This window comes from Micromonospora fiedleri (genome assembly GCF_016774385.1).
In the GTDB taxonomy this organism is placed as follows: domain Bacteria; phylum Actinomycetota; class Actinomycetes; order Mycobacteriales; family Micromonosporaceae; genus Micromonospora; species Micromonospora gifhornensis.
In genome coordinates this window covers 1-23,048 of the sequence record NZ_JAETXL010000003.1, presented here as the reverse complement: position 1 = coordinate 23,048, position 23,048 = coordinate 1, and the positions used below count along the sequence as shown (strand labels likewise).

Here is a 23,048-nt window from a genome sequence, read left to right as displayed (position 1 = left end):
ACCAGAGAACCAGGGGTGTACGAGGGGGGCATGGTGTCTTCCGAAGTCGAGGGGGGTTCAGGGGTTGGCGCAGGTCAGGGGGTCACGCCGAAGTAGCGCTTGTGTTTGTCGACGATGGCGGCCCAGTCGGCGTCGTGCGGGAACCGGACCACGTCCCAGGAGCTGTCGTAGAGCCGCTCCTCGGCGTCCCGGTCCCGTTGGGCGACGAACTCGTGTTCGTGCACCGGCCCGTCGATGAAGACGGCCACGTTGACCCCGGACAGCCGGTAGACGAAGTCGGGGCGGGCCAACGCCTCGGGGATGAGGGTCTGCGCCTCGTCGGGCAGCCGCAGCCCGCGTTCCTTCAACCAGGTGACGAACTTGCTCTCCAGGGCGGTGTCGGAGTTGTCGGCCAGCCGCCGAAGCTGCTCGGTGCGGGACTCGCCCTGCCCGGTCGGGGTGGCCGAGGCGGCGGCGAACCGCAGCAGCAGGTCCCGCACGCTGTGCCGGTCGATGTGCCGGTGGTTGAGCTGGTTGCCGTAGGTGAGCAGGCACTCGTAGCAGCCCAGGGCGCAGGGCCGCTTCTCGTCCGGGCCACCCAGGTCGGTGCCGTCGGGGGCGAAGTGGCAGATGGCCAGGGCTTCGGCGGCGGCCCGGGCCAAGGCGTTCGGATCGGACTGCATCAGCCGCAGCACCCCGGCCCCACCCTCGGCGGCCTCGGTGAACAGCATCCGTTCCCGCGGGCCCTCGTCCGGTGGCAGGAGTTCGGTGGTCAACTCCGAATCCTCCAGCTCGAAGACCGCCTCGATGCCGCGTTCCAGGGCGTACATCAGGGACAGGGCCACCGGCGGGTCGAGCGGTTCGTCGAGTTTGAGCACCAGGATGTTGCGCCGATCCTCCACGTACGGGATGACGCGCTTCTTGCGGCGCTGCTCGTTGCCGTCGGCGTCCACCACCGGCATCTCCCGGGAGTCACCGGAGGCCTCCGCGGCGTCGCGTTCGTTCATCCAGCGCCCGTCGGCCGGGTCGAGCCAGAAACCGTCCGGCTCGTCGGGCTTGGCCCGCACCCGTCCCACATTGGTGATCCGGACCGTCGCCGAATCTCCGTACGACAGGGTGGCCAACCCGCCGACCTGGTCGGCGACCAAAGCGTCGCGGCGGCCCGGCCGGGCCCCATGGTCGTGGAAGCGGTACGAGGTGACCAGCCGATACCCGGCGCGGCGACGCTCCTCCTCGTCGGAGGAGATCCGCTCCCGGCGCTTGGTGAAGACGGTGTGCAGGTGCAGCAGGCCGACGGTCTTCTCCCCCAGCGCCACCCCGCACATCTGGCAGCGGTCGGCGTTCTCCTGCACGTCGTGGTGGTAGCCGCACTGCCCGCAACGGCGGGCCTCCCCGGTCACCACATCCCCGGCCGCGTCCGGCGGCAACTGGATACGGGTCACCTGGTAGCGCGCCCCCTCGTGGTAGATCAGCGCGCCCGGCCCGAACTCCCGGATGGCCAGGAAACGTGGCCGTTGCAGGTAGTCCCCCTCCCCGAAGCGTCGCCCGGTGGTCGGCACGTACGCGGCCAGCGGCAGCCGGGGGAAGGAGTAGCCCGGCAGGAAACCCTCGCTGGCCAGGTAGCGGTACGGGTTGAAGTCCGACAGCACGGACTTGCTGTCCACACTCTCGTTCTTGAGCAGGGTCAGCTGCGTCTCGGCCTCCCTGCGGCGGCCCTGAGCGATATGGCGGTCCCGCTCGGAGAGGGTGTGGTCCAGCACCCGCCGGTTCTGTTCGGCCTGGTCGACCAGGGCCGCCTTGAACAGGCCGCGCCACCGGTCGAAGGCCCGGTCGAACCGTTCCGGGGTGGTGCGTACGGTGTCCTCGATCCACCGCTCGTCCCACCAGCTCGACTGCGCGTACTCGGGCAGTAGGCCGGCGAAGACGCGGCGGGCGGCGCGGGCGGCCCGCTCCTGGGACGCGGCGTCGCGCAGCGCGGCGGCCAGGTGGTCGTGCAGCGGCAGCGCCGGGTCCGGCAGCCGGGAGTCCTCCGGGTAGCTGATGTCGATGCTCTCCGGAATGGTGCGTCCCAGCTTGATGCCGGCCTCTGCCAGCCAGATCGCCTGCACATGGGAGCGCACCAGATCCTCGTTGGCCAGGTCGAGGCGGGGCGCGGCGACGGCACCGGCGACCATCCGGTCCGAGCGGCGGAAATAGTACTGGTCATGGCTGTTGCCGGTGGCGCAGTAGGTGGTGACCAGGGCCGGTTGGCCGGAGCGGCCGGCCCGACCGCTGCGCTGGGCGTAGTTGGCCGGGGTGGGCGGGACGTTGCGCATCATGACGGCGTTGAGTTCGGAAATGTCGACACCCAACTCCATGGTCGGCGAGCAGTAGAGCAGCTTCAGTTCGGCCTTGCGGAAGGCTTCCTCCCGCTTCTCCCGCTCCACCGGGTCGACCTGGGCGGTGTGTTCCCGGGCGGCCAGGCCGGCCAGGGCCCCGGCCGCGCTGCGGTAGAGGCCTCGGAAGAAGGTGTTCACCCGGGGGCCGTCGCCGCTGGCGTAGGTGCGGGTCAGCGGGTCGTGGCTGCCCGTCTCGCCCCGACCGGCCCGCCACAGCAGCGCGGCGGCGGAGACCCGGTAGCCGGTCAGTGGGGTCTCGGTGCGGCGGTAGCGGCCGGGGCGCTGGGGTGCCTCGACGACCTCGGTCACCTGACCGCCGTCGCTGAGCACCTTGAGCAGATCCACGATCATCTGCTGGGCGTCGTCGAAGGACAGGCCGGTGCCGAAGTGCGCCCGCCGCAGGTACTTGCCGAACTTGCCGCGCCCGGACAGGAACAGTCCCGAGCGATCCAGGCCCGGCTTCGAGCCCTGCGGGTAGGCGGTGCCGACCTTCGGCTGGTCGCTGGCGGCGAGCACCCACGGGTCAACCAGCAGTTCCTCGCTGGCCCGTTGGAGGGAGTCGAAGTCGCCCCGGAAGTACTGCACATCGATGGCCAGGGCCCGGCGCATCTCGTTGAGCAGCGCCCGGACGATCTCGGCGCGCTGGTCTGGCTCCGCGTCCTGCAGTCGGCGGTCGGTGCCGGTCCAACGTTCCTGCGACGTGGCGAGCCATTCGGCGTCCGGATAGTCGATCACCAACAACCCGGTCTGCTCCAGGTTGGGCATGGTGATCCGCCAGCCCCGCTCAAGATCGAGGTAGAGGCGGTAGGCCACCACGTCACGCAGCGCCTTGGCGGCCCGCTTCATCATCATCGGCGGCAGGTCGTCGCCCCGGGCGTAGTCACCGGGTCGCAGCTGCAGCGCCTCGGTCACCTTGGCAGCGAGATCCTCGTGCACGATGCCGTCCGACTCGGCGAGCACCGCCTGATAGAGGGCACCCCGCAGTTGGGTGATCTGCACGAAGTCGTTGAAGTGACCGGCTTGCAGTGAGGCGTCCTGCCGGTTGTCAACGAAGGTCAGCAGCTTGCGGGCCTTGGCGTCCAAGGCCTCGGCGGGCGCGCTGAGCAGCGACCGCACGATCGACGCCGAGACCAGCGAGGTGGCCGAGGATCGTCCCTCCTGGTCGAGGGTGGCCAGCTTGGCGAAATCCCGACCCCGGGTCTGCTCGTAGCTGACCCCGCAGTGCAGGCAGAACGAGAACGGCGAGGGTACGAAGGCGGCCCGCAACTCGCCGCGCCCCTCGAAGCCCTGCGGGTCCACGGTCACGGCCTTCGGCACCCGGTCGCGGTAGGCGGCCCGGACGGTCTCCTGGCCGCTGGGGTCGGCCTCTAGCCACGACTCGGGAAGCCGGCGTTCCTCGATCGCCCGCTGCACGCTGGTCGGCCAGGGTCGGTCGGAGTCGATGAAGAGGTATCCGTCGTCGGTACGCCCCCCGGTGGCGGCGGTGTCCCGACGCGGCTCGTAGAAGGCGTAGCCGTCCCGTTCGACCCGGAAGACCGTCAGATACTCCTGGCCGCACTCGCGGCAGAAGGCCAAGGGCAGCAGGATCTTGCGGTCCGGGCCGGGCAGGACGAGCTGGTACTCCCGGGTCAGGTGGCGGGTCAGTTCGTCCTCGAGGGTCACGTAGACGGTGTCGCCCTTGGCCAGGAACTGATGCAGCCGGAACGCGAACAACGGTCGCTCGGTGACCGGATGCCGCGCTTCCGAACCGGCCTTGAGCACATCCCGGATGGCCTTGCCGCACTCGGCGGCGGACAGGCCGCTATGCTGTGCCAACTCCACGGCAGCCTGCTCGATCTTCGCCGGACGCTGCCGGACCAGTCGCCCGGTGGGGTCCTCGACCAGGCCGAACCGGGTCTCGATCCACCTGGCCAACGGGTCGTTGACCAGATCGCCGTACGCCCGGGGTGCGCCGGGTGCGCGTAGCCGATCCGCGGAGACGGTGTCCGGTGCGGGGCCGGTGGCGCGGACCAGGGTCTCCCCGATCACGTTGTCCGGGGTGACCTCGGTGCCGAACAGGGTGGTGGCGACCCGGGCAACCGCGGCCCGCTGGTCGTCCAGGCTGCCCTCGCTGGAGATGGTGGCGGAGGTGCCCACGCACTGCAGCTGGTCGGCGCGGCACGCCTCGCGTACCCGGCGGATGAGCAGGGCGACATCGGCGCCCTGCCGACCCCGGTAGGTGTGCAGCTCGTCGAAGACGAGGAACTCCAACCCCTCCGCCATCTTGATCAACGATCGCCGGTCGTCCGGGCGGGTGAGCATCAACTCCAGCATCACGTAGTTGGTGAGCAGGATGTCCGGCTTGCTCTCCCGGATCTCCCGACGCCGCTCGTCGCTCTCCTGGCCGGTGTACCGGGCGTAGGTGACCGGCTCACGACCGGGTCCGTAGCCGTCCTGGAGGAACTTGTCGAGTTCCTTGAGCTGGCTGTTGGCCAGCGCGTTCATCGGATAGACGATGATCGCCCGTACGCGCCGCTGGGGTTTGGGCCCTTCCTGCTGACGTGCCCGCAGGACCCGGTCCACGATCGGCACGATGTACGACAGCGACTTGCCGGATCCGGTGCCGGTGGTCAACACGTAGGAGGCACCCGACTGGGCCTTCTCGATGGCCTCCCGCTGATGCTGATGCAACGTCAGCGGGCGCCCGTCACACTCCGTACCCCCCTCGGTCTTGCGGGCCTGGAAGATCCGGGCGCACTCCTCGTGCAGGACCCCTTGGCTGACCAGTTCCAGGACCGACCCGCCAGAGGCGAAGAAAGGGTTGAGCGACAGCCACGGGTCGGGCCACTGCGATTTGGCGTTCAGATCCTCCTCGACGAAGGCCGCGATCCGGTCGTTACGGATGACGGTCCCACCCTCGGTGAAGGCGCGATAGTCCTTGATGAGCTGCCGGTGCACCCCGAAGACGTCCATCCCGGCCGGCCCGGCGGTGGCCAGCACCCCGTCGGTGGAGACCGCCGGCGGCACGGCAGGAGTATTCTCCGCCGTCTCCGCAGCCAGGTGTCTCACCGGATCGAACTCAGCCCAGCCCGGTACCGTGTCCTCGCCCTTCGCGTGCTGGCGCAACGCCTCGCGGACAGTCACCGCGTCGGCCGGACGATCGGCGGGGTCCTTGGCTAGCAGTTGCGTGAGCAGCCGGGCCAGTCCGGCCGGCACGTCGGAGCGCATCAGGCCGATCTCGGGTACGGGTTCCTCACGGTGCTTCTGACTCAACTCGTACGCGGACTCGCTGAGGAAGGGCGGGACACCGGTCAGCAGCTCGAACAGCACACAGCCCAGCGCATACAGGTCGGCGGCCTGGGTGACGGCGGCAGCTTGGAACTGCTCCGGCGCCATGTAGCGTGCGGTGCCGACGGTCACTCCCGTGCTGGTCACCCGACCGGTGGCCTCGTCGTCGAGGATCCGGCCCATGCCGAAGTCGAGCACCTTGACCACGCCGCCGCGCAGCAGCATGACATTGGACGGCTTGAGATCCCGGTGTACGACGCCGACCCCGTGTGCGGCGGCCAACCCGTCGGCGATCTGCGCACCGATGCCGGCCACCCAGGAGATCGGCAGTTGCGGGTGCTCGGCGACGAGGTCTCGCAGGGTCTCTCCGTCGAGCAGTTCCATCGCGATGAAGGGCAGCTTGTCGGCCTGGGCCGCACCGGCGATGATCCAGGGCAGGTTGGGGTGGTCGAGCTTGCGCATGATGCGCACCTCACGCTCGAAGCGCTGCCGCGCCTTGCCGTCGCCCGCCGTGTCGATCATCGCGCCGGACCGGCTACGCAGGATCAGCTTCAACGCCAGGATCCGGTCAGGGGATCCCTCCGCAGCCAACATGTCCTCGGCCCGATGGACCTCGCCCATGTTGCCCTTGCCGATCGCGGCCAGGATGCGGAACCTGCCCGCCACCCAGTCGTTCGCCCCAGTCAATGCTCAACGCTCCCAGCTCGTCGTGCATCGCGAGCGTGGGCGTTTCAGTTCTGCAGAACCAAGCACTCCGTCAGGCCGACGCCCCCTGCCGAAGGCCACACCTCGACACCTCAACAGTTGAAGGTTGCTCGCGATAACGTCCGTGGAGTATGTATGGTTCGGCATGGCGCGCGGTACTCGTCCGGATAGCGAAAATACCCAGCCAAACGTCGATCCCCTTGACAGAGTTCGATCAATGCCTTGGCCATGAGGGTCGCCAATGGACTCCCGCACCCTGAGGAATACCGCTCCGCTCATGCCCGCAGATCAGCCGGGACCTGCGAAAACGCCTCACTTCCTAGATTGACTGCCCGCCGGATGGGCAACACCCCGCGCGGCCGGCAGATGGTGTGTGCCTAGAGGGCTGCCAACCCATGAATCCGCCTGTCGGATTGCCGACTCAGGCGCCGCGCGCCGGGCGGAAGCACCCCGCACGGTCAGCGCCGCCGGCTCGGTTGTCGCTCCCGCCCAAGGCTGTGGTCGGCGACCTGTCGTCCCGCTCCCCTGTCGCAGGTCGGGCATCCATAGCCAACCGTCGGCAGACCACGCCGCCCCACCTCGAACCGCACCAACGTACGCTCACACCGCCCACACTCGTCGCCAAGCTGGCCGCTGCCGGGGGCGGTGCCGGGGCGGCGGCGTTGAGCCCGCCGCACCGCGTCAGCGAAGGCCTGATGATGAGTCCGCAGCACCACACCCGGATCGGGACCGAGCAGCGAGCCGGTAGACGTCCAGACCACATCGCCGATCACGGCGCTGGATTCGAAAATGGGCAGGCAGGGACGGATGTTCACCCCTCTTCGCTTCGCCTCCAACGCCTCGGCCGACAGGTAGCCATCCGGATCCGGCTCGACCCAGATGGTCACCGGCTCGGTCGGTACGTCCTGCTCGGCGACCAGCTTCAGCGACTCGATCAACGGCCGCAGGCCCACCAGCGGCGCCCGGGGAAGCCACATCTCGACGGACCCGGCCTCGGCCAGGTCATCGCGCAACAGGGCGATGACGTCACCTGTCACCCGGCGGGTGACCCCGTTGTCGAGTGCCTCCTCCCACGGCACGACCCGACCTCGCTCCAGCAACGTCGCAAAGAACCGCCACACCGCGTCCCTGCTGGTGCGCTGCCGGTGCAGCCGATCCAGAGCCGCGATGACCATAAGGTGGTCGCGGGCGCGGCTGGCGGCCACGTTCAGCAGCCGAGCGCCGTCCCCGCCCGACTCGCCCTCGGTGAACCACCGGTGCAAGGGCCGCACCCCGATACCGCTGTCCACCGTGTCGTAGACGACGATGTCCCGCTCTCCACCTTGAAACCGGTGCACCGTGGACGCCGCCCACGCCTCCTGCTCCGAGTCGGGAAGGAGCGACTCCAGCAGTCGGGCCTGTGCGGCGAAGGGTGAGATGACGCCCAGGCTGGTCAACTCACCGCCCGCCTGCGCGAGCAGCCCGGCGACGAGTTGTGCGTGCATCAGGTTGTACCGGGACGACATGCCCTGCTTGCGAGCGGTACGGGCACCGATGCGGGATGTGTCCAGCAGCAGGAGTTCACCGTCGGCCCACGCTGTCCTGCTGCGCCGCGGCCGGGCAGAAATCGTCTCGGCGGAGATCAGCGGGTTTTCCGGATAGAAGGCTGCGCTGACGACCGAGTTGATGTCCTGACGCATACGGTGCTGCTTCGTCAGAGCGGCGAGCCGACCCGGCGCTACGCCCCTGCCCACTGCGGCGTCGACGGCAGACTTCTCGAACGGACTGTTTCGCAGCCACTGCCGTGCTTCCGCAGTCTCGGCAACCACGACCGGCGGCAGTTGCCGAAAGTCACCCGCGACGATGGTGTGCCCACTGCCCGCACCGGCGACCAACAGCGCCAGCGCCGTCGTGGTCATGCTCGCCTCATCGAGAATCACCACGTCGAAGGTGAGTTCACGCAGGGTCCCCAGCACAACCTGATGTGAGGTGGCGGCCACCACCTCCGCATCGCGGCAGACCTGGCGGCGTACCAGTTGCAGAGATTCGTCGAGCTTTCGGAGCAGCGCGGTGGAGTCGGCCAGATCCCGCTCCCAGGCCAGCCGCAGTTCCTGCTCCTCGTCGGTGAGGCTCGCGTGGCGCCGCCCCAACTCCTTGAGCCGATCCTGCAGGTCACGATTCCGTCGACCCTCGTCAACGCGCTTGCGGGCCAGAACCTCACCACGCTTCGCGGCGATCTCGTCGATCAGTACATGCCCCTCGCTGCGTCCGATGAGCGCAGTGTCCGAGGGCTGCCCGAGGCGCACCAGGCCACCCCCGGCAAGCTCGGGTATCACCTCCAGGACGGCACGGACAGCGACGTCGACTGCGGCGTTGGTGGGTGCGGTGAGCAGGACACGTGATCCGCGTACGCAGAGCTGCGCGACGAGGGTGCCGATGGTGGTGGTCTTGCCGGTTCCAGGTGGGCCCCAGAGCCAGGTGACCCCGGGGGTGAGCGCAAGCTGGACGGCGTACCGCTGGCCCTGATTGAGCCGATCGACAGCTACGTCTGGCAGCTCCTGCGGCGCGGGATCCCGACCGGAGTCCAAGATGGCCACTGCAGCTTCGGCGTTGAACCCCGGGCCGCCCTGGACCAACTCGCGCAGACGCTTGCTCTGCGCGGAGAGCAGCCACGACAGGTCACAGCGCAGCAACGCCTCCGCCGGCACCGTCGCCGACGGAGGCATTGCCAGCGTGACGACGTTGCCGAAGACTGACACCACCTCGACGTCCAGCGGCACCCCATCCACCACGAGCGTTGCCTGCGCGCCCTCCGCCACGCCGAGATCACCCTCCGCCTCGAAGCGCATCAGCTTCCGGGTCGTCGTGTCGGCGACTACGAATCCGCTGCTGAGCGGCACATCCTGAAGGGTGCGCTTATCGGTGACTGCCCGAAGCTCCTCATGTAGTGCTCGGGCGGCCTGCTCGGCGATTCGCGGCCACGAGTCCGGCACCGGCCCGATCGGCGGAACCGGTTCGTCCATGGAGATGCCGATCGAGGCAGCGAGCTGACGCACCTCCGCGAGGGCTTTGCGAGTTGCCGCCGACTCGGCCGAGCGTTGCACCGGCGGCACGAGCACCGTCTCGACCGCCGGGGCAGCCCAGTCACGAGGTATCCAGGTATCACCCTGAAGATCGGCAAGGCCGTGGGTTGCGCAGGCGATGTAGAGGGCACTGCTGTCGGTCCGTACACCTGCCTGGGCCAGTGCTAAAAGCAGGGCCTCCTGCGACATCGGCCCGCGCGCCAGCGCGTGTTGTACAGCCTTGATGAGCTTGCGCTCGCTTCTCACTCCCGCACCACCCCGACACCGCCGTACCCGTGAGCCGGCAAGGTAACCAGATCAGTTGGAGGCGGGACAATCCACGGAGCAGGTTCTATCGTCGGAAATGGTGTCCGGAGTCGGACAGCCTAACTCCCAGGGCCATCAGCCCCTCGGCGACAAGCAACACCACAATGGACCGACATTCGCGGCCGAAATCGGTCGGCCCTCCGCACCTCGTGGGGTCGAGATCCGGTGGTGAGGTGCGGTAAGAGTTAGCGCAGAGTGATCAAGACCTGATCGTTCCCCGGGCCAGGCCGTCGGCGGCGAGTTGGACGAGTTCCGCGCCGAGGGTCGCGGCCTGTCGGATCGCCGCCTCGAAAGCGTTCAGCCGGCGGAAGGCCTCCCCCTGTACCCGTTGCTCCTCCAGCGACAGTCGGCGTACCTGGGCCCGCCGGATGTCGAAGCGCAGGGTGCCGGACAGGCTCGACGCCTGCCTCTTGTTGGTCGTGGTGCGCAGTTGACCGGCCAGGAACCAGGGATCCAGGGCCGTCGGGTTGGGTCGCAGCAGGTACAGGTTGCGACCCAGCAGTGCCCCTTCGGCGGTCACCACCCGGGCGGTGAGCTGCCGGGCCACCATCGGCACCACCACGTCACCGACGGCCAGCCGGATCTGCTGGCCCAGCCCGCCGTCGTCGTGGCCCGAGGCAGGCTCACCGGCGAGCACGTCCGGCACGGTCAGCACCGGCAGCCCTTCCCCGGTCGGTTCGCCTGGTTCGGTCGAGGCCGCGCGGATCGGGCCGATCAGCTGCAAGGCTCCGGCGCGGACCAGTTCCGCCACGGTCAGAAATTCGCCGTCGGGGCCGCCGGGGGCGGGCGTGACCTGGGGCATCAGCGCCGGCAGGTCGCCGACGAGGGCGGCGAGGCGGTCTCTGGTGCGTACCAGATGCTCTGCGGTCCTGCCCTCGACGGCGGGTTGGCGACGGGCGGGGGTGAGGTCGACTTCCTCGTCGAGCAGTTCGATGACCGGTACCGCGCGGGCGAAGCCGGGTTCCTCGGCCTCGGGGTCGGTGTGGAAGGCCCGCCAGGCGGCGAGGATCCGCGGGGCGGTCGCGGTCAGGTCGTCCGCGGCGGCGTCGACCAGCAGCGTCCGCGCCGGTGGTGGTGCGTCGGGGGCGGGCCGTCGCAGCACCCACAGGTGCAGCGGTACGCCGTGCGGCGCGGCGGCTCCCGGCGGTAGGGCGATGACGGCGCGTAGCGCGCCGCGGCGGAGCAGTTCGGCGCGGATGCGTCGGCCGGCGCGGCGGCTGGCGACCGTGGGCGGCATCAGCAGTACGGCGTGTCCGCCGGTGCGCAGGTGGGCCAGGGCGTGTTGGGCCCAGGCCAGTTCCGGTTCGGTACGCGGGGTGGTGCCGACGATCCAGCGTGGGTCGTGGCCGAGTTCCTCGTCTCCCCAGTTCGTGGCGCCGAAGGGTGGGTGGCAGAGCACGGTGTCGAAGGTGTGCCCGGCGAAGGCGTCGGCGCGCAGTGAGTCGCCGACGTGCACCTGACCGGGTACCTCGCGCAGCGCGAGCCAGAGTTCGGCGAGGCGGGCCAGGTCCTCGTCGAGTTCCTGCCCGTACGCGGTGCTGCAGCCGGCCCGGACGGCGGCGCGCAGCAGGGCGCCGGAGCCGGTGGCCGGGTCGAGGACGGTGCCCCCGTCGACTCCGGCCAGCGCGACCATCAGGTCGGCGAGGTGGTCGGGGGTGGCCAAGGTCCGGGTGGGGCCGGGTGCGCTGAAGCGTTGCCAGAGTTCGTCGAAGGCACCTTGGGGGCCGAGTTCGTCGGCGAGGGCGTCGAGGTCGGGCAGCAGTGCTGTCAGGTGCGGGTCGTCGGGGCGGCGGGGGCGTTGGCCGCGTTGTCGGGCCAGCAGCAGGGCGCCGACGGCGGCGAGGGCGGCAGCCGGGGTTTCGCCGGCGGGGGCGAGGCGGCGCCAGAGCCGGTCGGCGGTGGACTGGTCGGCGAGCTTGCCTTGGGCGCGGAGCCATTGTTCGACCTGGATCAGGTCGAACTCGGGGCTGGCAGCCGTTCCGCCGACCGGGGCCGGGAAGTCGGCGTGCCGTTTGCGCCAGTTGCTGACAGCGGCCCGTCCGACTCCGGCGAGGCGGGCGATCTCTGCCGCGGTGATGCTCGGGTTCACCTGCACCTCCGTAGCGTGTCACACCTGTCAAGCATCATGTCCGTTGACACGGTTCACAGATGATGCTCTCATTGACGCCGCCACGTTCACATCAGGAGGACAACGATGCGCAAGACCACGCTGATCGCTCTGCTCGCCACCGCTCTCGTCGGCCTGGGCTGCGGTGCCGGAGCCACCGACGAAGCCGGCGACGCCGGCGGCGGCGCTGTCGCCGCCGAGGGCGAGGACAAGAAGGCCGACAAGGCGGAGAAGGCCGAGAAGGTGGCGAAGATCGGCGATCCGGCCCGCGACGGCAAGTTCGAGTTCACCGTCAAGTCCACCAAGTGCGGCGTACGCAAGGTCGGCAGCGACCTGTTCGGCGCGAAGGCTCAGGGGCAGTTCTGCCTGGTCACGCTCAAGGTCAAGAACATCGGCAAGGAATCGCAGATGTTCGACGGCAGCAGCCAGAAGGCGTTCGCGGCCGACGGCACCGAGTACTCCGCCGACGGCGGGGCGGCGATCTACGCCAACGAGAACGCCGAGACCTTCCTCAACGACATCAACCCCGGCAACCAGGTCACCGGTGTCGTCGTCTTCGACATCCCCAAGGGCGTCAAGCTCACCAAGCTCGAGCTGCACGACTCGCCGTTCTCCGGCGGCGTCACCGTCGCCCTGAAGTGAACCTGCCCTCTCGCTGAGCCACGCCGCATCCGGGACGGGCACTCCCCTGCTCGTCCCGGCCCCCACCACTCACCATGCGCGTCCCGTATTGCCTCGTCCTGTCCACAGCAAGGGAAGGAGCATCGATGGAATCGCATCTGATCATCGTTCGTCGGCACGGCACCGCAGGCGCGGGAGGCGGCTGGGCCGGACCCGGCCGCCGCCCGGCCCGGGCGGGTTCCCGCCTGGTCGTCGGCTGAAGCGGGGTACGCCATGTCACCGCAGCCGTACGACGACGAGGCCCCCGGCCTCGACGCGGACCAGGCACGCCGGTACGTGCAGGCGCGACTGGCCGAGCTGCCGTACCGTCCGGAGGACGCCGAGGTCCGGCTACGTGGCCTGCTGGCGATCTACGAGGAGTTGAACGCGCGGGGTTACCCGGAGCCGATGATCCTGCTGGCCGGCGTGCTGGGCATCCCGGTGGACGTCCTGATCCGACACCTGCGGGCGGCGCAGCGCTGACCGCCGAGACATCGTTCTTCCGGTACGGACACGCCTTTCGCTGCCTTGGCGGAAAGTTCCACGGAGTCCGGCGAAAGCCATAGACATATGGACATCCGCTTTGTTAGCTTCAGTCGAGTTGTTACGTCGAGGTAAACCGATTTGTCGAGGGCACCTCGACCGTAACCGCCGTCCGACCACATCTCCCACCCCACCCACCAGAACGCCCCGATCGCCGCGAAGGCGGTGCCGACGGGCGGTTCCGTGCTGCCCATCCCACGAGGAGGAACCAGCCCCCACGTCTACGACCTGCCCGACCAGTCCCTCACCGAAGGAGAGGCAGTTGAAGAGACGACTCGCGCTCGCTGTGGCCGGTCTGACCGCCATCGCGCTCACCGCGACGCCGACCCCGACGATGGCCGCACCGGCGCCCACCAGCGCTCCGCCGGACTCGGCCTTCCAGAAAGTCACACTCAACGATCGACCGGGCGAGCCGATGGACCTCGCCGTGCTCCCCGACCGTCGGGTGCTGCACGTGACCCGCGCCGGTCAGGTCTGGTTGCACAATCCCGCCACCGGCCGCAACACGATCGCCGCGACCCTCGACGTGTACCAGCACGACGAGGAGGGTCTGCAGAACGTTGCGATCGACCCGGGCTTCGGCAAGGGCGGCAACAACTGGGTCTACCTGTACTACTCGCCCCCGATGGACACTCCGGTCGATGATCCGTCCACTCCGGACGTCAACGAGGGCGATGCGCCGGCCTGGGGCAGCGAGGAGGACTTCGCGCCCTTCCGCGGGGTGATCCGGCTGTCCCGGTTCCGCCTGGTCAAGGACACGCTGGATCTGCGGTCCGAGCAGCAGATCATCGACGTGCCTGTCGACCGGGGCATCTGCTGCCACGTGGGCGGGGACATCGTCTTCGACAGCAAGGGCAACCTGTACCTGTCCACCGGTGACGACAGCAACCCGTTCGAGTCCGGTGGGTACGCGCCGATCGATGAGCGCCCCGGCCGTCACCCGGCGTACGACGCGCAGCGCAGTTCGGCCAACACCAACGACCTGCGCGGCAAGATCCTGCGGATCAAGGTGGGTGCCAAGGGCGGCTACACTGTCCCGAAGGGCAACCTGTTCAAGAAGGGGACGCCGAACACCCGGCCCGAGATCTACCTGATGGGCCTGCGCAACCCGTTCCGCATCGAGCTGGACCGCAAGACGGACACGCTGTTCGTCGGTGACTACTCGCCGGACGCCCGTCAGCCCAACCCGGATCGTGGACCGGCGGGGCAGGGTAAGTGGCTCGCCGCCCGCGAGCCCGGCAACCACGGCTGGCCGTACTGCATCACGCCGGATCAGCCGTACCTCGACTACGACTTCGCCACCGCCACGCCGGGGGCGCCGTTCAACTGCGCCGCACCCGTCAACGACTCGCCGCACAACACCGGTCTGCGCAAGCTTCCGCCGGTGCAGCAGCCGCAGGTCTGGTACGGCTTCGGCCTGTCCCCGCAGTTCCCGGAGCTGGGTACCGGCGGCATCGGGCCGATGGCCGGTCCGGCGTACCAGTTCGACCGCTCCACCACCCGCGGCCGCAACCCGTCCGGCTGGCCCGCCTACTACGACGGCAAGCCGCTGTTCTACGAGTGGACCCGCGACTACGTGAAGGCTTTCCAGCTGGATCGGCGCGGCGAGCTGCGCGGCATCGAGTCGGTGCTGCCGTCGGTGGTCTTCGACAACCCGATGGATCTGGAGTTCGGCCCGGACGGCGCGCTGTACGTGCTCGAATACGGTGACGGCTACTTCAGCGAGAACCCGGACGCCCAGTTGGCCCGTGTCGACCACATCGGCTGGGACGGCAACCACAGTCCGGTGCCGCAGGTGTCGGCCACCCAGACGGCCGGGCTCGCGCCGCTGACCGTGGAGTTCTCCAGCGAGGGCACCGTCGACCCGGACGGTGACCGGCTCCGGTACGAGTGGTACCTCGACGACGACGACAAGGTCGACTCCCGTGAGGCGAACCCGACGTTCACGTACCGCCGCAACGGCAGCTACGAGGCGACGTTGAAGGTGACCGACCAGAAGGGACGGTCGGCGTCGGCCTCCGTGCGGGTCGTGGTCGGCAACGCCACGCCGGTGGTGGAGCTGGTCAGCCCGGTCGTCGGGCAGCCGTTCACCTTCGGTGACGTGGTGCAGTTCGAGGTGCGGGTCACCGACGACCAGCCGGTGGACTGCGCGAGGGTCAGCGTGACGTACATCCTGGGTCACGACGACCACGGCCACCCGATCACCACGGCCAACGGCTGCACCGGCGCGATCACCACCACGGTGCCCTCCGGGCACGATCCGGCGACCGACAACCTGTCCGCGGTGTTCGTCGCGTCGTACACCGATCCGGGTGGTGACGGCCTGCCGCCGCTGACCGGCACGACCGAGGTCGTCCTGGTCCCCACCCAGTAAGTCCCCGATCGAGGTCCCTGGTCGACGCCTGTCGGCCAGGGACCTCGGCCCGGGTCCACGCACCACGAGAGGAGTGCCACATGTGTTACGGGTACGACGGCGAGGCCGCGCTGCGGCGGTCCGTCATCGACCGGCGGGGCCTGTTGCGCGGTTCGTTGGCAGCCGCCGCCGGTGTGGGGCTGGTCGCGTCCGGGATCGGCGCGACCGCCGCGACCGCCGGTCCCGGCCACGGCCACGGTCCGGGTCACGGCCATGGGCCCGGTCACGGTCACGGGCCGGGTCACGGTCACGCCGGGCGGCACCACGTGCCGCCGGGTCTGATCAGCATCCAGCTGTGGACGGTACGCGACGCGCTGAACGGCTCGCCTGGCTACGACGCCACCCTCAAGCACCTCGCCCGCATCGGCTACCCGAAGGTGGAGCTGGCACTCGGCTACTTCGGTCGTAGCGCCGGTCAGTTGCGCCGGTTCCTCGACAGCATCGGCATCAAGGCCAGCTCCAGCCACGACGGGATCAGCGCCGACGCCGCCGGACTGCGGCAGAAGATCCAGGACGCGGTCACCCTGGGCCAGAAGTACATGGTGGTGCCGTACCTCTACTCCGAGAGCGCCGACGAGTGGAAGCGCTGGGCGGAGCAGATGAACGTCGAGGCCGCCGCGGCACGCAAGGCAGGTCTGCGGTACGGCTACCACAACCACGCGCACGAGTTCACCATCGACCTCGGCGGTGGGCGTACACCCTGGGACATCCTGACCGCGGAGCTCGACCCCAAACTCGTTCACCTGGAGATCGACATCTACTGGGCGGTCACCGGCGGCATCGAGTCCGGTGCCGGCGCGGCCGACCCGGAGGGCTTCACGCTGGACGTGATCCGCCGCGCGCCGCAGCAGGTCCTGCAGTACCACGTGAAGGACCGGCACGCCGCCGACGGAGACATGGCCGACCTGGGCACCGGGATGATCGATTTCGCGCGGATCTTCCGGGGTCACGCCGTGCAGGAGTACATCGTCGAGAACGACACCCCCGACGTGACGCCCCAGCAGACCGCCGAGGTCGGCTACCGCTACCTGCGCAAGCTGCGGTACTGACGTCCGCCGACGGGCATCGGGCCGCACGGTCGGCCCGGTGCCCGTCGACATCACGGCCGGTTCCCCTGACACAATCGCGGCCATGGAAGCTGCCGAGCTGGTGCTGGTGCTGCGTTACCGCAAGGCGGTGACGTACGGGCTGCACGTCCTGCTCGGCGCGCTGGAGACCCATCAGACCGCCACCCGGTACGAGGTGCGTTTCGGCGACACCCCGGAGACGACCGCCACGCACATCCGCGACGCCGCCACCACCGCGACCCGGGTGCTGGTGTTGTGGTCGTTCTACTCCCCCGACGCCCACGCCCTGGCCCAGGAGCTGGCCGAGATCCGGGCCCTGGCCGACGCGGCGAACGTGGCCCACATCGCCGGCGGCGTGCACGCGACCGCCGAGCCGGTGCAGACCCTCGACGCCGGGTGGGACATCGCGGCGGTCGGCGAGGGCGAGACGACGCTGCTGCACCTCGTCGACGCCGTCGGTGACCCGGCCGGGATCACCGGACTGGTGTACCGCGACGACACCGGCGCCGTGGTGCGTACGGGCCGACCGCAGCGGCGACCGCTTGACGACTTCCGGGGCTTCTCGCTGCGGTGGGACCGTTTCAACGCCCTGGAGATCACCCGGGGTTGTGTCTTCTCGTGCCGCTTCTGCCAGACCCCGTTCATGTTCTCGGCGAAGTTCCGGCACCGCAGCGTGGCGGACGTGCGGTGGCACGTCGACCAGATGCGGGCCCGTGGGCTGCGCGACGTCCGGTTCATCACGCCGACCGCGTTGAGCTACGGCAGCCAGACCGAGGAACCGAACCTCGACGCGGTCGAAGAGTTGCTGGCCAGCTGCAAGGAGGGCATCGGACCGAACGGGCGGGTCTTCTTCGGTTCGTTCCCCAGCGAGATCCGACCCGAGCATGTCAGCCGGGCGGCGCTGCGGCTGGTCAAGAAGTACTGCGCGAACAACAACATCATCGTCGGCGCCCAGTCCGGCTCCGACCGGGTTCTCGACGCCGCGAAACGCGGCCACGGCGTCGAGGAGGTCAAACGGGCCGCCCGCCTCGGCATCGAGGAAGGGTTCCGGATCAACGTCGACATGATCTTCGGCATGCCCGGCGAGAGCGAGCAGGACGTGGCCGACTCCCTGCGCCTGGCCGGTGAACTCGCCGAGGTCGGCGCCCGCATCCACGCCCACACCTTCATGCCGCTGCCCGGCACCCCGTGGCGCGACGCCCCACCGGGCGATGTGGACCCGGAGACCATCCGCGAGGTCGACCGTCTCTCTCAACGCGGCGCGCTCTACGGACACTGGCAGAAGCAACGCGAACACGCGGCCCGGCTCGCGGCCGCCGCCGAGGCGTACCCCCGCCCCGGACGCAGCCGCACCATCCTGCCCCAGGTCCCCAGGACCGAAGCACCGTAGCCTCTGCGGAGAACAGCCGGAGCACCTCAACGGGCGTCGGGTCGCTAGCCTGCAGCGTATGTCGATCGATGAGCAGGTACGGCAGGCATTGGCGAGATGGGAAGCTTTTCCGGTCCACCGTCAGCCACGCCCGATCGTGCTGACGACGATGAGCGTCATCGCACTCGACCAACTCAAGGCGGACACCCGGTGGCGAACGTTGTTCGATGGCCCTGGCGTTGCGGAATCCGAGTTGCCGCCGGAGATCCTTCCGGCCGCCATCGACTACTGCCGTAACGTACAGACCGGGGAACCGAAACCATTGGCGCGCCTCGTACGGGCGAACGGACCCTTCGCCACCGACCGCGGCCTTCGGGAGCTCCCGGCGTGGATGATATATCCCGCCAACCGGAGATGGCCGTTCATCGCCCTGGATCCAGACTTCCAACGTCGGATGACGTGGTGCCCGCCGGGCCTGACCGCTTCCGGTCACCCGGAATCCGTGCTCGCGGACGACCACCGCACCCTGACCCACCGGTTCACGGGTACACCCCGGCAATATGCCGACTATCCCTACGCCGAGGTGTTCGAGACGGAAACCGCGGTACTCGTCAAGCCGGTGGAAGTCCCTCTTGACGGGCCGGACGGCATCCGGCTGGCCTATGCGGAGGAACGCGAGGTGGTCGTGCGCCTGGCCGCTCCGCTCGGCAACCGGGTCCTGATCTGCCTCGCGCACGGCCCCGGCTCCGCCACCTTCGGCTCGCCGGTAACAGTGATCACCTCGGCCTGACCAAGCTGACCCGACGCAGCGGGAACGAGCCTTGTGGTGTGCCGACACCCCTTGGCCAAATCATCTTAGTCATTAAGATAACTGCATGGACACATCGACTGACTTCTCGGTGGCGATCGCCGGCGCCGGCCTCTCCGGCCTCTGCCTCGCCCAGTACCTGGTGCGCGCCGGCATCGACGTGCACGTCTACGAGCGGGACCCGGGCCCCTTCGTCAGGCAGCAGGGCTACCGGATCATTCTCGACCAGTACGGGCTGGAGGCCCTGCGTACGAGCCTGCCCCGTCCGCTGTACCACCTGGCGCTGGCCACCGGCGACGAACCCGGCGGGCAGCTGCGCTTCACCGACCGGCGGCTACGGGACGCCTTCACCATCACCTTCAAGGACAAGACACACGCGACCCGCCAGGTCGACCGGCTGACCCTGCGGTCGATCCTGCAGTACGGGCTGGACGGGCGCATCCACTACGGCAAGGCCGCCGCCGGAGTGGACAGCAGCGACCCGGCACGGATGCGGCTGCTCTTCGCCGACGGCGGCTCCGTGCCGGCGAGCGTCATCGTCGGCGCGGACGGCGTCGGCTCCGCGCTGCGCGCACAGCTCATGCCGGACGCGGCACCGGTGAACACCCCGATGGCCGGCATCTACGGCCGGACGCCACTGCGGCGAAACGGCGAGAGCATCATCCCGGACGCGCTGCGTACCAGCGGGGTCCTGGCCATCGACGACCGGCCGGGCCGCGCCTTCTTCTTCACCTCGATGCGGTTCGGCGAGAACCCGCGCGAGGCGTTCGCCCGCCTGGCCCCGGGCAGCTACGCACCCACCGGCGACGACTACGTCATGTGGGGGCTGCTGCTGCGGCAGGAGGAGCTGCCCACCACCGTCCGCCGGGACCTGCTGGCCCTGTGGAACCTGGCCACCGGCTTGAGTACGGACTTCCACCCGCTCGTCCGGCGCCTGGTCGACAATGCCGAACTGGACGCGATGGTGCTCAACCTCTTCGCCACCGGCCAACGCCCGCACCGGTGGGCGCTGCCCCGGGCGACGATGATGGGCGACGCCGTACACGTCATGCCGCCGTTCGGCGCGCACGGCGGCAACACCGCGCTGCGCGACGCCGCCCTGCTCGGCCGCAGGCTAATCGAGGCCCGTGCGAGCGGTGCGCCGGTGGAGAAGGCGATCGCCCGCTACCAGGACGAGATGGTGCCGTACGCCTTCCGCGCCGTCGACACCGCCGCCGGACTGATGCGCCGCCTCACCGGGGGCGCGGCCGCACCGCACTGGGTGCTCACCCGGGTGTTACCTCGGCTGCACCGGGTCACCGTGCCGGAGGCATGATTGCGGGCATGTCCCACGAGCCCGCCCGTGCGTCCGCGATCGCCGACCTCATGCGCGCCGGGCGGGAGATGTCACGGCTGTCCATGGTGTTCCGGTACGCCATCGCGGAACAGCTGGGCCTCACCGTGAGCGACCTGGAGTGCCTGGACTACCTGGCGGACGTCGAATCGGCCACCGCCGGCCAGATCGCCGAGCGGACCAACCTCACCACCGGAGCGGTGACCAGCATGCTCCGTCGACTCCAGCAGGCGGGCTACGTCACGGCCGAACGCGATCCGGCGGACCGGCGGCGGGTGATCGTCACCCTGCGGCCGGAGCGGACTGCCGAGTTGGAGCGACCGTACGAGGGATTCGCCAAGCGAACGAAGCACCTCATCGAGGGTTACAGCGTCGAGGAGATCATGCTGCTGGTCCGACACTACGACCGCATGCAGGCGATGTACCTCGCCGAGTTGGACCGCCTCCGCAAGGGTCTGCCTGAGGCAGGCGTCGCGTGACTGACCGCTTCCGGTCGGCGGACCGAGGGGTGAGTCGCCGACGCAGCGACTCGCCCGGCCACCCGGGTGAGGACGGCAAGAGTCGGCTGCGGTAATCGTCACTCAAGGCCGTGGTCGCGGCGGTGGGCCGCCAACGCCCGCCGGTCCGGCCGGTGCGCGGGATCCGCTGTCGGCGGCAGTTCGACGCCGGCGAACTTGCGGTAGTGGTCGAGTCCTTCCGCGACCTGGACTCGGTACGAGTCGTCGATCCAGAGCAGCCCTTTGTCGAACAGGTTGTGTAGGTCCGCTCGGAGTAGAAGGCCGTTGGAAACCCGGTTGGTAGCTGGCCCGTCGTACGGCTCGATGTGTGCAGCCTGCAGTGCCGCGTCCACACCGCAACCGCTGATCACACAGCGGCCCTGGTACGCCTCGACGAGCCGGCGACGGAAGTCGGCCTGTCCCTGTCGGGCCGTGACCTGCGCCAGCCGCCGACGGCGGCCCTGTGGAATTCCCTCCGGTTCCGGCGCATGGCCCTCGTCGAGGATCTTGGCCAGTCGGTCCGACTCCACCGGCTGCACGGCGCGAACGCCCTGCACGACCTTCTCCAATACGTCTGCCCCCGGGACAGGGCGTCTGAGTAGGAAGCGGATCAGCGGCACCTCCCAGCGGATCTCCAACCGCCACTGCGAACCGTCGCCGTCGACCCAAAGGTACGGGTCGGCCCAGGCGGTCCCGGCTGCCACGATCCGCCGGTGCGGGCTGCTGGCATAGACCCAGATGCGATCTCCAGCCCGGATCTGATTGAAGCAGGAGGAGAGGTGCCAGTCGTCGTACGCCCCGTCGGCCGGCAGGCCCCCGAACATCTCCAGCACGTCCTGGTCGTAGCCCCACCCGTCGGTCTGGTCGTTCACCGGATAGATCCACTCGGCGGCCGAACGCGCACGGCTCAGCACCTCGCCGACGAGCCGGCGGCTGTGCCCAGCACCCTGCATCGTCCGCGCGGTGAGGAGGGAGGAGGTCAGGTGCCGTACTGCCGCAGCGAAGCGCTCGTCGGCGAACGCTGCAACCAACTGGTCGTACGGGCCGCACACCCGAACCTGGTCCGGTCCCGCGTCTCGGTAGTCTGACGGCTCCTCGGTGAGGCCGGGAAACGTCCGGGCCAGGGCTCGGCCGGTCGGCCAGTGCCGACGGAGCACGGACCGGCGGACGATGACGAACCCTTCGGCAACATCCTGGCTTTCCGGATCGAGCGGTTCGTGCAGAACGAATGTCTCCATCGATCGCATGGACACCGCAGACAGCCGGCGCGGGTTGCTCTTGGTGCTCGGCAGGCAGGAAAGGGTCCAGTACTCCCGCTCCGTGCCAGCCGGGTCGGGCACCGCGACATTCAGGTACGCCCGGTTCGCCTCGACCACCGCGGAGTAGTGCCCGCTCTCGCTCAGCCGCTCGAACTGGTTCTTGCCGTTGGCCACCATACGCTTCGTCGACTCCTCGTCCCGGCCATGCGGCCGACGACCCGAGCGCCCACCAGCGGGCGATAAGAAAGGGCGATACTAGGCCGCGTTTCGTAAGTGCGGGCGGGGTGTGACGTGTCTGGGCGTGGCGGTTGTCGATACGAAGTGAGGTCTCCGGTAGATGGGTTAGCGACCAAGCAAACCTGAACCACCGGAGACCTCGTGCCCAGGGTAGTGGCAGCGAGGCGGCATGATCTCACCGACGCTCAGTGGGCGGTGCTGAGGCCTGCGCTGCCTGCGGATCCTCGGCGAGGTCGTCCGCCGCGATGGACGAAGCGGCAGATCATTGATGGGATCCGGTGGCGGGTTCGGGCGGGAACGCCGTGGCGGGACGTGCCCGAGGTGTACGCGCCCTGGCAGACGTTGTATCGCTGGTTTAGGCGGTGGCAGCGTGACGGGACCTGGGCGAAGATCCTGGCCCGGCTCCAGACCCGGGCCGACGCGGCCGGTGACATCGAGTGGGCGGTGAGTGTCGATTCCACGATCAGTCGTGCCCATCAGCATGCTGCGGGTGCCCGTCATGCAGGTGACCTGCAGAAGGAACCGCCGGGTGGAGTGTTCACCGAACCCGCCGATCATGCTCTGGGCAGGTCCCGGGGCGGGTTCACCACCAAGACCCATCTGGCCTGCGAACAAGGCCGTAAGACGCTGTCGACGGTGATCACTGCTGGTCAGCGTGGTGACAGTCCGCAGTTCATCACGGTCCTCGAACGGATCAAGGTCTACCGGGTCGGTGGTGGACGGCCCCGCACCCGGCCGGACCTGGTCTTGGCTGACAAGGCGTACACCAGCCGAGGCAATCGCGGGTACGCCCGCCGCCGCAGGATCAGGGTGTGCATCCCGAGCAAGGCTGACCAGGACGCCCACCGCAAGGCCAAAGGAGCCAAGGGCGGGCGTCCTCCGTCGTTCGACCCGGTCCTCTACCGGCAGCGTCACGCCGTGGAATGCGGCATCAACCAGCTCAAACAGAACCGGGCGATGGCCACCCGATACGACAAACTCTCCGTCCGCTTCGAAGCCACCGTCACCATCGCCGTCATCAACCAGTGGCTTTGACGGCCATTACGAAACGCGGCCTA

General features: G+C 69.2%; 13 protein-coding genes. 9 read left to right on the top strand and 4 right to left on the bottom strand.

Translation table 11 applies throughout. The features are described from left to right. Nucleotides 1–74: 74 nt before the first annotated feature. From JMF97_RS07865 to JMF97_RS07855, 3 genes are all read right to left on the bottom strand, one after another. A complete protein-coding gene (locus JMF97_RS07865; protein ID WP_203220946.1) occupies nucleotides 75–6,311 on the bottom strand; it encodes a protein kinase domain-containing protein in 6,237 nt (2,078 codons plus the stop codon). A gap of 476 nt (nucleotides 6,312–6,787) precedes the next feature. Continuing rightward, nucleotides 6,788–9,427: a DEAD/DEAH box helicase gene (locus JMF97_RS07860; protein WP_203220945.1), complete on the bottom strand. Its 2,640-nt coding sequence runs from the start codon at nucleotides 9,425–9,427 to the stop codon at nucleotides 6,788–6,790. Nucleotides 9,428–9,896: 469 nt separating this feature from the next. Next, a complete protein-coding gene (locus tag JMF97_RS07855) occupies nucleotides 9,897–11,786 on the bottom strand; it encodes an N-6 DNA methylase (RefSeq protein WP_307816816.1) in 1,890 nt (629 codons plus the stop codon). 105 nt (nucleotides 11,787–11,891) lie between these two features. Here JMF97_RS07855 and JMF97_RS07850 point away from each other — a divergent pair, with 105 nt between their 5' ends. The 8 genes from JMF97_RS07850 (at nucleotide 11,892) to JMF97_RS07815 (ending at nucleotide 20,476) form a co-directional block, all read left to right on the top strand. Then, complete coding sequence (locus JMF97_RS07850) at nucleotides 11,892–12,446, top strand: DUF4352 domain-containing protein (protein ID WP_203220943.1); 555 nt, start codon at nucleotides 11,892–11,894, stop codon at nucleotides 12,444–12,446. Nucleotides 12,447–12,698: 252 nt separating this feature from the next. After that, complete coding sequence (locus JMF97_RS07845; RefSeq protein ID WP_203220942.1) at nucleotides 12,699–12,947, top strand: hypothetical protein; 249 nt, start codon at nucleotides 12,699–12,701, stop codon at nucleotides 12,945–12,947. Nucleotides 12,948–13,269: 322 nt separating this feature from the next. Further along, nucleotides 13,270–15,381: a PQQ-dependent sugar dehydrogenase gene (locus tag JMF97_RS07840; protein WP_238359023.1), complete on the top strand. Its 2,112-nt coding sequence runs from the start codon at nucleotides 13,270–13,272 to the stop codon at nucleotides 15,379–15,381. A gap of 80 nt (nucleotides 15,382–15,461) precedes the next feature. After that, nucleotides 15,462–16,469: a sugar phosphate isomerase/epimerase family protein gene (locus tag JMF97_RS07835; protein WP_203220941.1), complete on the top strand. Its 1,008-nt coding sequence runs from the start codon at nucleotides 15,462–15,464 to the stop codon at nucleotides 16,467–16,469. A gap of 82 nt (nucleotides 16,470–16,551) precedes the next feature. Further along, nucleotides 16,552–17,877, top strand: coding sequence for a TIGR04013 family B12-binding domain/radical SAM domain-containing protein (locus JMF97_RS07830; protein ID WP_203220940.1), 1,326 nt, complete (start codon nucleotides 16,552–16,554; stop codon nucleotides 17,875–17,877). 58 nt (nucleotides 17,878–17,935) lie between these two features. Beyond that, nucleotides 17,936–18,646, top strand: coding sequence for a hypothetical protein (locus tag JMF97_RS07825; RefSeq protein WP_238359022.1), 711 nt, complete (start codon nucleotides 17,936–17,938; stop codon nucleotides 18,644–18,646). A gap of 85 nt (nucleotides 18,647–18,731) precedes the next feature. Next, nucleotides 18,732–19,979 (top strand): FAD-dependent oxidoreductase, encoded by a 1,248-nt coding sequence (locus JMF97_RS07820; protein ID WP_203220939.1) that lies wholly within the window; start codon nucleotides 18,732–18,734, stop codon nucleotides 19,977–19,979. Between the two features lie 8 nt (nucleotides 19,980–19,987). Further along, nucleotides 19,988–20,476, top strand: coding sequence for a MarR family winged helix-turn-helix transcriptional regulator (locus JMF97_RS07815; RefSeq protein ID WP_238359021.1), 489 nt, complete (start codon nucleotides 19,988–19,990; stop codon nucleotides 20,474–20,476). A gap of 98 nt (nucleotides 20,477–20,574) precedes the next feature. On the opposite strand, the gene JMF97_RS31945 is transcribed toward JMF97_RS07815, so the two are convergent. After that, nucleotides 20,575–21,927, bottom strand: coding sequence for an HNH endonuclease (locus JMF97_RS31945; protein WP_203220937.1), 1,353 nt, complete (start codon nucleotides 21,925–21,927; stop codon nucleotides 20,575–20,577). Between the two features lie 204 nt (nucleotides 21,928–22,131). Here JMF97_RS31945 and JMF97_RS07805 point away from each other — a divergent pair, with 204 nt between their 5' ends. After that, nucleotides 22,132–23,025 (top strand): IS5 family transposase, encoded by an 894-nt coding sequence (locus JMF97_RS07805; RefSeq protein WP_203220936.1) that lies wholly within the window; start codon nucleotides 22,132–22,134, stop codon nucleotides 23,023–23,025. Nucleotides 23,026–23,048 lie beyond the last annotated feature (23 nt).